General features: G+C 64.0%; 12 protein-coding genes. 5 read left to right on the top strand and 7 right to left on the bottom strand.

Annotation, left to right across the window (positions count from 1 at the left end; genetic code table 11):
- Positions 1 to 35 precede the first annotated feature (35 nt).
- Entirely contained in the window at positions 36 to 458 is a 423-nt protein-coding gene (locus OB916_RS03930) for a CopG family transcriptional regulator (RefSeq protein ID WP_315907978.1), read from the top strand.
- Here OB916_RS03930 and OB916_RS03925 read toward each other — a convergent pair.
- Positions 455 to 907: a DUF5814 domain-containing protein gene (locus tag OB916_RS03925; protein ID WP_315907977.1), complete on the bottom strand. Its 453-nt coding sequence runs from the start codon at positions 905 to 907 to the stop codon at positions 455 to 457. The genes OB916_RS03930 and OB916_RS03925 overlap by 4 nt on opposite strands.
- Positions 908 to 1022: 115 nt before the next feature.
- Here OB916_RS03925 and OB916_RS03920 point away from each other — a divergent pair, with 115 nt between their 5' ends.
- Positions 1023 to 2171, top strand: coding sequence for a DUF63 family protein (locus OB916_RS03920; RefSeq protein ID WP_315907976.1), 1149 nt, complete (start codon positions 1023 to 1025; stop codon positions 2169 to 2171).
- On the opposite strand, the gene OB916_RS03915 is transcribed toward OB916_RS03920, so the two are convergent.
- Together OB916_RS03915 and tbsP are read right to left on the bottom strand one after the other, a co-directional pair.
- Positions 2168 to 3874: a YcaO-like family protein gene (locus OB916_RS03915; RefSeq protein WP_315907975.1), complete on the bottom strand. Its 1707-nt coding sequence runs from the start codon at positions 3872 to 3874 to the stop codon at positions 2168 to 2170. The two genes, OB916_RS03920 and OB916_RS03915, sit on opposite strands and share 4 nt — an antisense overlap.
- 80 nt (positions 3875 to 3954) lie before the next feature.
- Positions 3955 to 4776: a transcriptional regulator TbsP gene (tbsP, locus tag OB916_RS03910; RefSeq protein ID WP_315907974.1), complete on the bottom strand. Its 822-nt coding sequence runs from the start codon at positions 4774 to 4776 to the stop codon at positions 3955 to 3957.
- 833 nt (positions 4777 to 5609) lie between these two features.
- On the opposite strand from tbsP, the gene glyA reads away from it, so the two are divergent.
- From glyA to folD, 3 genes are all read left to right on the top strand, one after another.
- A complete protein-coding gene (glyA, locus tag OB916_RS03905) occupies positions 5610 to 6878 on the top strand; it encodes a serine hydroxymethyltransferase (RefSeq protein ID WP_315907973.1) in 1269 nt (422 codons plus the stop codon).
- A gap of 415 nt (positions 6879 to 7293) precedes the next feature.
- Positions 7294 to 7815 (top strand): hypothetical protein, encoded by a 522-nt coding sequence (locus OB916_RS03900; RefSeq protein WP_315907972.1) that lies wholly within the window; start codon positions 7294 to 7296, stop codon positions 7813 to 7815.
- Between the two features lie 80 nt (positions 7816 to 7895).
- Entirely contained in the window at positions 7896 to 8789 is an 894-nt protein-coding gene (gene folD, locus OB916_RS03895; protein WP_315907971.1) for a bifunctional methylenetetrahydrofolate dehydrogenase/methenyltetrahydrofolate cyclohydrolase FolD, read from the top strand.
- A gap of 13 nt (positions 8790 to 8802) precedes the next feature.
- Here the strand turns inward: folD and OB916_RS03890 are convergent, their stop codons facing one another.
- From OB916_RS03890 to OB916_RS03875, 4 genes are all read right to left on the bottom strand, one after another.
- Positions 8803 to 9513: a DUF7117 family protein gene (locus tag OB916_RS03890; RefSeq protein WP_315907970.1), complete on the bottom strand. Its 711-nt coding sequence runs from the start codon at positions 9511 to 9513 to the stop codon at positions 8803 to 8805.
- 90 nt (positions 9514 to 9603) lie between these two features.
- Complete coding sequence (locus OB916_RS03885; protein WP_315907969.1) at positions 9604 to 10179, bottom strand: NAD(P)/FAD-dependent oxidoreductase; 576 nt, start codon at positions 10177 to 10179, stop codon at positions 9604 to 9606.
- Between the two features lie 93 nt (positions 10180 to 10272).
- Complete coding sequence (locus OB916_RS03880) at positions 10273 to 11169, bottom strand: hypothetical protein (RefSeq protein WP_315907968.1); 897 nt, start codon at positions 11167 to 11169, stop codon at positions 10273 to 10275.
- A 126-nt stretch (positions 11170 to 11295) separates the two neighbouring features.
- Positions 11296 to 12552 (bottom strand): hypothetical protein, encoded by a 1257-nt coding sequence (locus OB916_RS03875; protein ID WP_315907967.1) that lies wholly within the window; start codon positions 12550 to 12552, stop codon positions 11296 to 11298.
- Positions 12553 to 12580 lie beyond the last annotated feature (28 nt).

Below are 12580 nucleotides of genomic sequence, written 5' to 3'. Positions count from 1 at the left end.
GATTAAGTACCAGGAGGGGCGATATCCACACATTCATGGGCAACAAAAACAAGACGATCTCCTTCCGGGTCAGCCAGGAGAAGTTCGAGACGCTCCGTGACATCGCCGAGGAGCGCGACATCTCGCTGTCGGCCGTCTTCCGGGATTACGTCGACATGCTCGTCGCCCACGACGGCCAGGTGAAGGTCGTCCCGGAACACGAACTCGACGAGGAAGGGAGCGACAGCCAGAGCTTCCCGCCGAAGATCGAGGTTCCAAAGAGCTTCGTTCGCGAGCACGAGCGGCTCGAGCTCGAAGCCGACCACCTCCGGGAGCAACTGGAAGAGTACAAGCGCTACGCGACGGAACTCAGACAGCAACTCGACGAGAACGACCAGGAAGACGTCGTCCAACTGGAAGAACTCGACGGCGACGAAGACGACAAGCCCTACCGAATCGGCGATTTCGAGGACCTCTAGCGGAGCCGTTTTCGCGCCTGTCGGGCCGCGTCGGTCGCGTCGGGTTGCCCGTCGACGTCGGCCAGCGTCTCGATCGCTTCCAGTTGCCTGATCGAATCGTCCAGAAACGACCGGATGTCGCCCGGATACGCATAAACCATGTATTCGTCGCTCATCACGTCGACCATCGCCTGTGGTCCGAGGCCTGTCTCGCGCAGTTCCAGCAAATAGGCGATGAACTTCCGTTCGGGATGGCCACAGTGTGGTGCTCCTTCACAGTCACAGTCCAGGAAGTCCTCGGCGAAATCGAGGACGCGATCGCGGGTCGTGTCGTCGAGTTTCGCCAGGTTCTCCCCCTGGAACAGTAGATCCAGCGTCGCACCCGAGAACGCCCCCTTCGGGAAGTTCGTTTCCATCTGTGAGGCGAGTTGACGGTGGTTCTTGACGTAGATCTTGTCCGTGATAGCCACGCGTGTTCGTCTGTTGGTTACCGGCGAGGATAAGGGTCTCGGAGTTGCCTTTGGGGGGACGTCCGCACCGTCCACGACCGGAAACCTAAACACGCCCCGCCCCGGCGTGTTCGGCATGGACGTCATCGATAGAACCGGACCTGCCCGCGCGTGGCTCGCGACGTTTTTCGCCAGCGTCGTCGCCCTCGCGGCCGGCTCGGTGCTCGCACCGCGGCAGGTTTACGACGGCTTCATCTGGCGGTACTTCTGGGGCCCTGTGTACGCCGACGCGCACAACGCACGGTGTGCAGTCAACGACGGTGGCTCGGTCTCGCTCGAATCCGGACAGGCGGCCTGTTCGAATGCGGCCGATCAGGGGCTGGTCGTCGCCGAACCCGGATACACCCTCGTTTCGGAGGTCGGGTATATGATCGTCGGGCTGTTCTTCCTGATCGGGATCCTGCTGTTGCTCAGGCAGCTACACCTGGGTCGCAACCGCAACCTGTTCTTCGGACTGGTTCCGTTCATGCTGTTCGGCGGGGCCCTTCGGGTCGTCGAAGACGCGAACAACTGGCTCGCACAGTCGGCACACGGCGGCGAGCAGCTCATCGGCTATCCGCTGAACACGCTGCTCATCAGCCCGCTGATCTACTTCACCGTCTTCTTCCTCACGCTCGCGGCACTGCTGGTGAGCGTCTGGTTGTCACGCAACGACTTCGTCGAGTCGTATCCGCCGGTGCTCGGAGCGATCGGCTCGGTCCTGTTCGTCGTCACGTTTTCCGGACTGGTCGCCGCCTCCGTCCTCGAGGAATCGATCGGACAGTACCCCGCGTTCTTGCTGGTGACCGTCGGGTTGGCGACGGGGATCGCGTACGCGCTGTACTGGCTCGCGGATCGATTTGCCCCCGAGATCAACAGCGGCACGGGCTATATCGGGCTGGTCGTTCTCTGGGCCCACGCCATCGACGGCGTCGCGAACGTCCTTGCGTCGGACTGGTGGGACGCCTTCGGGCTCCCCTTCCAGTACGTTCCGAAACACCCCGCCAACGCGACGATCATCTCGGTCACCGAGACGGTGTTCCCGTCGTCGGTGACCAGCGTCATCGGGACCTCCTGGCCGTTCCTGCTGGTGAAGATGGCCGTCGCGCTGGCGATCGTCTGGCTGTTCAACGACGAGTTCATCGACGAGAACCCTCGGTACGCCATCGTCCTGCTGATGGCGATCGCCGCGGTCGGACTCGGACCCGGCACCCGTGACATGATCCGGGCGACGTTCGGTATCTAGGGGAACGGGTGGTGTTCCCGGTCGAGACGGGGTTCGAACCCGAGCGATTCCGGCACGGTTCTGGCGCGCTCGCCGAAGTACGCGTCGTCGAAAAACAGCGGCTGTGCGCCCGGGGCAAGCACGCGCACGGCTTCGAAGCCGATCGACGCGACGTCCCGGGTCGTGATACGGGTCGCGTACGCGTCCAGGTCGGCCTCCGCGAGCCGGTCGAGAACCAGATCCAGTTCGTCTTCACCCGAGGGTAACTCCTCGGGCCCCACGTCAGCGGCCGGCACCGACTGGTCGACGTCGATGAACGCTTCGATCTCTTCGGGGAAGTCGGCGTACCAGCCGATCGCGCCGCTTGCCTCGGCTGCCTGCTCGCGGCCCATCCCGTCGAGTTCGAGCCAGTTCTGGACGGCCTCCGCGAGCGCCGACCGCGCGCCGGCCCCGGGATCCAGATCCGCGGCCGATCCGAGCGCGAACCGCGGCCACGCTGACTCCCGGTGTACGGCGACGGCGACGACCGGGATGTCGATGTCCTGGGTCAACAACAGCGGCGTCACCGACAGGTCTTCCGACCGGGCGCGAGCCGCCAGTTCCTCGAACCGATCGTCGCTCACCTCGAGTCCCAGCGGCTCGAACGTGGAGTACCACGACAACATTGCGGCGTCGCGCTCAACGATCTCGTACAGCCCGGCGAGCATAGCTCCGACCGTCGAGCGTTCGAGACCGAGCCCGGTCGTAATCGCCGGGCGGATGTCCTGTTCGTGCGGGGGATAATAGACGAGTTCCGCCGGGAGCCAGGCGTCGTCGCCGCTCTGGAGGTGCTCGCCGGGCACCCACTGGCGTCGCGCACCGTCGTCCGGCTGCTCCGGCGAGACGAAAAGCGACGGCGTGACTGCACCGTCGAGGTCGGCCGCCGCGGCTGCGGTGAAGTCGTCGGTCCGGTAGACACCGGCACAGTATCGTTCGAGCGCTTCTCCGAGTGCCTTCATCAGCGCCTCGTTCCAGTCGTCGGAGACGCCCGCCGCCTCCCGGCTGGCCGTCGCGTCGCTGAATCCGCTGGTGTCACAGACCTGCGCCAGATAGTACGGGGCTGGATAGGACTCGACTTCACCGATCTCGGTGACGATTCCCGTCCGCTCGTCGACGGCCTGCTCCGCCATCTCGAGGGCGTCTTCGAGGGTCCCCGCTGACGTGTTGCGTTCGAACTCCGGGGACAGGTCCGATCCACATCGACAGCCGGGGAGTTCGAGCAGCGGGTGGGTCGCCTGTGGGATCGTCTGTACGCGTCCGAACAGCGGCGAATCGCCGTCAGTGACTGCCATCGCGGCGGCACGGCCCGCGATCGCGCCCGCGAACCGCTGGATCGGCACAGCCGGTGCGGCACTCGGTTGTGCCTCCGGATCGACGGTCGCACCGACCCGGCCCTGGAGGCACGCGTAGCACCCACTCGTCGGATCGAACCCGGAGACTGCGGCGTCGACGACCGGATAGCCGCCGATGCCGCCGAGTTCGACCGCGATCCACGGTGTTTCCGTCTCGATCGCGTGTCGATTCGCCCGTTCGAATGCCCGATCACCTGCGATCGCGACGACGATACCGAGCTGTTCGCTTCCAAACGCTGACGGATCTGTCTGGGTCACGGAAACGTCCACGTCGGCAACCGCGGCAGTTACGGCCTCGGCTGCCGGCCCCGATCCGACGAGACCTACAGTCATCACTGGCTGTCCAGATGTAGGCCGGAGGAAAAAACCCCGCGGCGTCGATTCGTGCTCGCTATCTCATCACGGTGCGGCAGTCACTCTGCCTGGATCAGGCTCTGTGCGACGCTCGCCAGTTCGTCCGCGCTGGCGTTGAGGAGTTCGTCCTTGCCGAACTTCAGTCGGAGCCGCGGCCGTCCGACGTCGATCGGGACCTTCTCGGTGTCGATCAGGCCCTGATCTTCGAGCTGTGTCTTCGTCCGCGAGAACGTGGCTTTGCTCGCGAGGCCGATGTCTTCGCCCCACTTGCTGATGTCGTACAGCAGTTCGCCGTTCTTCGCGGCGACCAGCAGGCTGATCGTCACCTCGTCGAGACCCTCTCCGTTGCCCCGTGCCGTCTCCAGCGAGTCGAGCACGCCGTCGAAGTCGGCTGCAACGTCCTCGCCGATGTCTCGTCCGAGCGTCTCACGGACCCGGGAGATGGGCGGTGTGCGGAGCTTGAACCGTTTTGCGACTTCCCACTGCTCGGTGTAGTGTTCGTATGCGTCCGTCACGAAGTCGTCGTCCGTCGTCGTCAGGCCCGCGACCCGCTCGCCTGCCGTGGCGAGCGAGACGACGGAGTCTGTCGAAATCAACAGCGAATTGACCGGCGGATCCTCAAGCACGCGTAGCGTAAGCGTGTCCGCTTCGATCAGATCGGCTGCGGCACTCGCAACCAGGAAGTCGTCCATGACGTCCTTGAGTGTCCGCTCCTCTGCGAGTACGTTCACAACAGGTACGTCGTCGAGGCCACCCATCGACGAAACGAGTGCTCGAACTGTCTCGTGTGAGGGATTGACGACGACCAACTCGTCGGCGTCCGAGAGCGTCGTTTCGAGTATGCTTTCAACGTCCGACTCGAGGATGTTTTGGCTGACCATGTTGTATTACTACCTACTCCCCGCGTGCATTTAATTGTATCGCTGCAGTTGGTTTTATTTCATTAGAATGTAAGGTCAAGCAGGAGTCGATTTATAGGCGCTACATCCGCCACCCTCTTTAAACCCACGGAAGTGGCCGAATACGGGCGGTTTAGCGATCTCCCATCGGGGCCGATAACGACGGGAATAGACGCTGATTCTTTCATCATCAATCGTATAAATAGTGCCTGCGGTATATATTCACATATTCCAGAATGAAACTATTCCAGAGATCCCCATATCGACAACAGGGACTCACCGCTCACTGACGGTGGCTCCGCTCTATGCCGGACCGAAGATGGGTTGGCCACACGTCGCGAGCGTCCTCGAGATCGTGTGGCCATGGTCGCAGGTCTCCCGCGGCCGGAGCAACAGTTCCGGCGCACCCGTCGCGATACGGGCCGTACGTTTCCACCAAACGGCGTACCACCGCGATGACCGGCGGAAACTGGTCAGCCAGACGTTTCCGCCCGTTCGGTCAGCTCTCTCGAGTTCGGACGTCCGTGGCAGCGATCTGCTGCTGTCGTTCGCGGTCGCACGTCCGATGTGGCCCGCGATCTGTCGTGGCGGGCGACACGCGCCGAACGATGGTCGACACGTATCCGTGGTCGTTACGACCGGTCGATCGTCGCGACGTTCGCACAGGACTGTCACCCCCAGGTGACCATGCATCTTCCAGATGTACGGTTCACCGACTTGTATTTATCGGTCGCGGCGCGATCGGCTTGCCACGACGTTCGCTGCCGCGGGCGCAGACAGGTAGATTATTATCCGGCCGGCCGTCAACCACGAACATGGATTACGACGCGGTCCGAGCGATCGATCCGGAAGTCGCGGCGGCCCTTTCGGGCGAAGTCGAGCGGCAGAACGAGACGCTGGCGATGATCGCCAGCGAGAACCACGTTAGCGAGGCAGTCCTCGAGGCCCAGAGCTCGGTGTTGACCAACAAGTACGCCGAGGGGTACCCGGGTTCGCGGTACTACGGCGGCTGTGAGTACGCCGACGATATCGAACAACTGGCGATCGACCGTGCGAAAGAGCTGTGGGGTGCAGAACACGTCAACGTCCAACCCCATTCCGGTAGCCAGGCCAACATGGGCGTGTACCTGGCGATGCTCGAACCCGGTGACAAGATTCTCTCGCTGGATCTCACCCACGGTGGCCACCTCAGTCACGGTCATCCCGCGAACTTCGCGGGCCAGGTCTACGAGGTCGAGCAGTACGAGGTCGACGAGGAGACGGGCTACATCGACTACGAGGGGCTGGCCGAACACGCAAGCGAGTTCGATCCGGACATCATCGTCTCGGGCTACTCCGCGTACCCGCGAGAAGTCGAGTGGGAGCGCATCCAGAACGTGGCCGACGACGTCGGCGCGTACCACCTCGCCGACATCGCACACATCACCGGTCTCGTGGCTGCTGGCGTCCACAGTTCGCCGGTCGGTGTCGCCGACTTCGTCACCGGATCGACCCACAAGACGATCCGCTCCGGTCGTGGCGGTATCATCATGTGCGACGAGGAATACGCCGACGAGATCGACTCGGCAGTGTTCCCCGGGAGTCAGGGCGGTCCGTTGATGCACAATATCGCGGGCAAAGCCGTCGGGTTCAAGGAAGCGCTGGAACCCGCCTTCGAGGACTACGCCGCCCAGACCGTCGCCAACGCGAAAGCGCTGGCCGACCGACTGCAAGAACACGGGCTGGAACTGGTCTCGGGCGGCACCGACAACCACCTCGTACTCGTGGACCTCCGCCCGTCACACCCCAACACGACGGGCAAGGAAGTCGAAGAAGCCCTCGAGGAAGCGGGGATCGTCCTCAACGCGAACACCGTCCCCGGTGAGACGCGCTCGGCGTTCAACCCATCCGGTATTCGCGCCGGCACGCCCGCGCTGACGACCCGCGGATTCGACGAAAACACCTGCCGCGAGGTCGCCGATCTGATCTACGAGGTCGTCGACGCACCCGACGACGACAGCGTCGTCGCCGAGGTCAGCGAACGCGTTACGGAACTCACCGACGAGTACCCGCTGTACGACGACGAGGAACCCCTCTACGAGTGAAACCGGGCCGGTGAGTCCTCCGTAACCACCTATCTTCCAACAGCGAGAGAATCCCCCGGCGTTTACGCCGGGCGTGAATCGCGTCACAGCGGCACATTTTTGCCTGCCACGCCCGTTTGCACACCCAACCGAGGCGGCACGGCCGCCCCCATGTCGGGACAATTGGACAATTTCGGGATTCCAACCCGACTCTCGCAAGGTATCCCTTGCGGGAGCGGCGAGGATACCGACAGCAAACAACAAGGTACCTCCGAATCCCCTACGGGATAGGAGTAACGGGGGCGTGGCACTCCCTGTACTCGTCGGTGTGCGAACGTAAGTTCCCAACGCTTCCGCTTTCGGCGGTGAGGGGAAGCCGCGCCGTGAACGGCGCGGAGGATGTCACTTTTTGCTCGTCTTCCCCTACCGATATCCGATGTCTGTACCCCGCCGAACGAGGCGCCGTTCAGTGCTCGCGAGTTGTGTCGGCGTCCTGAGCGTACTCGCTGGCTGTGCGTCGGACTCTCCCACACCCACGAGCGACAATACTACCGACGGGACACCGACCTCGGGTGGAGCGGATCTCGATCTCCGCGAGGCGAACGTCGTCGACGTCGAGATCACTTCAGACGGAGAGGGTGCCTACCGGTTCGACGTCACCCTCTATCACGATGATGACGGCGAGGACGGCTACGCCGACTGGTGGCAGGTCGAACGCCTCGACGGAACTCGACTAGGCCGGCGGACGCTCCTTCACGCCCACTCGACGGCACCGTTCACGCGCTCGGAGACCATCGAGATCCCGGCAGGCGTCGCCTGTGTCGTGGTCCGGGGACACGACCAGCAACACGGCTACGGGGGGCAGGCGGCGGTCGTGTCACTCCCCGACGGGACAGCACAGTTCGTCCAGCAGGGCGGCGATTCCCGGCCGCTGACCGAGGGGGACTGTCCGCAGTGAGAAGACCTGTTCGTGAATAGAGCCGGTAGTGCGAGTCGAATCCGGGACGTTCTTGAGCCACGGCCGCCCTGGTTGAGGTAATGACCCACGTCATTGACGGTAATGCCGTCGCCCAGCGGATCCGAGACGACCTGAGCGAGAACATCGACACGCTCGAAGCCGACGGGACGACCCCGACGCTCGCGACGGTCCTGATGAGCGACGACCCGGCCAGCGAGACGTACGTCTCGATGAAGCAGGACGACTGCGAGGAGGTCGGCATCGAGGCGATCGACATCGAGATCGAGCCCGACGCGCCCGCCGAAGAGCTGTTCGAGACGATCGAACGGCTCAACGACGACGAGTCGGTCGACGGGATCCTCGTCCAGATGCCGGTCCCGGAGCACGTCGACCAGCGTGCGGTCTTGCGCGCGATCGATCCCGCGAAGGACGTCGACGGGTTCCACCCCGAGAACGTCGGTCGGCTGGTCGCCGGCGAGCCCCGATACAAACCCTGCACGCCACACGGCATCCAGAAACTCCTGGCTGCCGCCGACGTCGATCCGGAGGGCAAAGACGCCGTCGTCGTCGGCCGGTCGGACATCGTCGGCAAGCCGATGGCGAACCTGTTGATGCAGAAAACCGAGGGCGGGAACGCGACGGTGACGGTCTGTCACTCCCGGACCGAAGATCTGCCAGCCAAGACCCGGCAGGCCGACATCGTCATTGCGGCCGCGGGCGTCCCCGAGATGATCGACGGGTCGATGCTCTCGGACGGTGTCGTCGTCATCGACGTCGGCATCAATCGCGTCGAGGCCGACACCGAGAAGGGGTACGAACTCGTCGGCGACGTCGAGTTCGAGAGCGCAAAGGAGAAGGCGAGCGCGATCACGCCGGTTCCGGGCGGCGTCGGTCCGATGACCCGCGCGATGTTGCTGTACAACACGGTCAAAGCCGCCGGCAACCGGGCCGATATCGAGGTCGAACTGCCCTAGATCTCCGTATTCGCTATTCGAGTCCGTCGAGTCGATCACGCGCCGACGCAAGCGCTGCCTGATCACCGGCAGCCGCGTACCTGCTCAACTCGGCCAGGCCGTCCAGAAGCGTCTCGGCGTCGTCCGGCTGGATCGAGCCGTCGAGCGCCTCGATCCGCTTGCGGTGATCGACGAACCGCCCCATCGTCGTGCGTGCCTCGGGATCGGGATGCTCGGTCAGATAGCGCGTCAGATCGCGACGGTATGCGTCGATGACCGCAGCGGTCGCGAGCCCGCGTGCGGCCGCCAGCGTGTCTGGCACATCGTCGGGAGCCGGTCGCTGACCGTCCGCTGCCCCTCGAACCAGCGCCAGGAAATACAGCTCTTCGTCCTCGCCCACCCGCATCGAGCGGGCGAGCTCGCTCGCCACGTGCTGGAGTTCGACGGCCGCGACGAACGTCGGATCGAGATGGCGTAGCTCGCCGCCGCGGATGAACCCACGCTTGCGGACGTATTCGCGACACTGCTCGACGGCACGTTCGGCGACGCGGTCGATCGGTTCGGCGTCGATCGCCCCCGTGACCGGCGAAAGATCGAGTTCCGCGGGGTTGTCGGTGTGTTCGGTGCGCTCGTCGACGCCGACGCTCCGCATACTGCCACACTCCGGGCACGTGATCGATCCCGTCTCGTAGTACGACCATTGGGTGCCACAGGCTTGGCACTCGCGTTCGCCGCGGATCTTCATACCTAGGCGTATGCGAGCGAGCGTGAAAACGGCCGCGCTGTCGCCTCTTCGATTCGCTACGCTTCGTCCGGGTCGAGCCGACTCGATCCGTTACTCTTCGTCGGGGCCGAACGTTGCAGCGGCGTCGGCAGGCACGTCGAAGTCGTGGTAGTGCTCGCCCCTCTCTTTCGAGAGGATATTCAGGGCTGCCGCAGCTCCATCCCCGGCGGAGATGATCGACTGCCACTCCTCGGCGCGGACCATCGCACCGGCCGCGTAGGCGTCGTCGACGCTGGTCTCCATCGACAGATCGACATCGACGAGACTGTCGTCGAACGCACAGCCCAGCGAGTCGGCGAGGTCGCGATCCGCACCGGTCGCCAGCACCAGGTACGTTCCTTTGTATTCGCCTTCGTCGGTCGTGACAGCGAAGCCGTCGTCGGCAGTCGTAACGTCGGTGACCTCCTGCTGGCGGCGTTCGACGCCGAAGCTGTCGACCTGCGTCCGCAGGGTCTCCAGGTACGCCGAGCCGTCTTGCGACCCGATTCCCGGATAGTTGAACAGATGTGCCTTGTGGATCCAGGTGTCGTCGGTGTCGAAGACCGTCGTCTCGAGACCGTTCTTCTGTGTGAACAGTGCCGCGCTCAGTCCGGCGGGACCGCCGCCGACGATCAGTACGTCCGTCATGACTGTCAATACTTCTGGACTCGTCAAAGGTCTTTGCTAGACTGCAACGATGACCGTGATCCCGGGTCACAAGAAACGCCGCTGACCTGACGGCTACGCCAGCGCGAGTTCGGTGTCGATGTCCTCGCCGGCGAGAAGCGAAGCCACGGCGTCGGTTTCGTCGGTCCGCTCGACGTCGTTCTCCAGCAGCACCGTCTCGCTGGGGAACAGCGACTCGCCGACGACGAGACCGTGTTCGCGGGCGGTCGATCCGGTCACAGTCAGATAGACGCCCATCCCGGCGTTCGCGACGGCCAACTCCTCGGTCTGGCTCGCTTCGGGATAGGTAAACTCGACGCCGTCGAGCGCGTCGGTTCCGAGAACGGCCTCGACGAGCCGTTCGTACCGTGGTGAGATACATAGTGACCCCGTGTACTCGGCGACGAACGATCGGTCGAGCGATCTGTTGGGCGGCGCGACGTCGGGCGTCGCCAGCAGCGTGTGATAGACCGTGTCGCCGAGGCCGGTTCGGATCCGAACGTCGGTGTCCATCGGATCGATACGCTCGTTGACCGCGCTCAGGTCGCCGAGTGGATCGGATCGGAGTTCAACGACTTCCTCGAGAACGAGATCCGCACTGTCGAATCCGAGGGCGAACTCGTGCTTGCGAAGCGCGCGGAACGGCTCTTCCCGGCCGACGAGTCGAACCGCCCCCTCGTCGGTCGGAATCGTCACGCTGTCGAACACCACCCGTCGCGGCATACCGTCGCGGTCGTCTCGGAGTAGCGAATACTCCGGTTCGGTCGGCTCGGAGACGTCGCTGTACGCCGCGAGTCGGTCGTAGACGTCCGCGTCCGCCGACTGGTTGCCCTTGGCGATCGCTTTCTCGTAGCGCAGCGTCGAACTGATCCGGTCGGCTACGTCTGTGGCGCCGGCGCGGTCGGCGAGCCGTTCGAGCACCGCTTCGAGTGGCCGTCCCTTTCGCGGGACGGCGACGCTGACGGTTGTCATTGTCGATCCCAGCGGAGCAGCGGATAAAACGGAACCGGTTCGATACGGACCGCTGGAAATCCCTTCTGTATCGGTCGTACGAAGCTTCGGTCGTGCCGACAACTCGCTACCGGAGTGCCGGTGACGTTACTCGCCGCCGCCGATGACCGACGAGAGCTGTTCGCGCCACTGCTTCAGGTCTTCGATCTCGGTCTCGATGTCGTCGATCCGGTCGTCGACGTCGCCGACGTCGCTGACGCGGCTGTCGACCTCCTCGAGTTCGCCACGGAGCGAATCGATCTCCCCTTCCAGCGTGGCGAGGTGTTCGTCCATTCCGTTCACGTCTTCGCCGAGCGAATCGACTTCCTCGTCGATTTCCCCGACCTGCGAGTCGAGCGTTTCGACGGTCCCTTCGACTTCCTCGACAGTTCCTTCGACCGCTTCGACCGTTCCCTCCACCGACGAGACGGTGTCCTCGACGCCGGACATCTGGTCGGACATCTCTCCGACCTCGGACCGAACCTCGCCGATCTCCTCGTCGTTTTCCATCGTCAACCGCTGGATTCGATCGAGCTCGTCCTCGAAAGAGCCCAGGCGGCTCCGGAAGTCCGCGATCAGCTGTTCGCCCGTCCCGTTTTCGGCGAGGAACTCCTCGAGCGTTTCGGTGTAGGCGGCCAGGTCGCTGACTTCGTTCTGGAGGTGCTGGATCCGGGCGTCGGTCGCCCCGCTATCCGCGCCGTCCAGAGACAGTTCCTGTCTGAGCGCGCGGACGACGTCCTCGTCGACGGCCCCGTGGTGGATCTCCGCGAGCAGCGTTGTCGTCAGGTTTGACTGGTCCGGCCCACCCTCGCCACCGGCGGCGTCAGCAGCGTCTGCCTGTCCGACCTCCGCGTCGGGTGCGTTGGGGTCTTTTAGATCGAGCGTTTCGATCTCTTCGTCCTCGTCGGCGTCCAGCCCGGGCACGCTGTCGCTTTCGCCGGCGATCACGTCCTTGACGACGTCGGAACTCGACTCGTTGAGCACGTCGCCCTCGTCTTCCAGCGGCGGATCGACCTGTTCGATCGTCGGTTCCGTGAGGAACTTCTCGACGTCGTCTGTTCCTGTCGAGCGGATGCCGTAGACGGTTGTGTACTCCGACTCGGCTTCGATCTCCCGCTCGAAGATGATCTGCTGGTCGTCGATCGTCCAGTGTTCGCTCCCGTACTCCGGGTGAAAACCGAGGTCCTCGACGGCCACGTCCTCCGGGACGGTATCGACCAGCGTGATCGTCACTGGCTCCGTACGGCGTGATTCGATCCGGAAGGCGATCGCCGGCACGGGGAACTCATCGGCCTCGAACCGCTTGGCCACGGTCACCCCGTCCGACGACACCATGACCGGATCGTACGCTTGTGAATCACTCATGGTTCCATGTCGGTCGACCCATCGTATT

Source organism: Halapricum hydrolyticum (assembly GCF_025517535.1).
GTDB lineage: Archaea > Halobacteriota > Halobacteria > Halobacteriales > Haloarculaceae > Halapricum > Halapricum hydrolyticum.
Note: the sequence above shows the minus strand (reverse complement) of the source record. Positions and strands in the feature narration are given on the sequence as shown.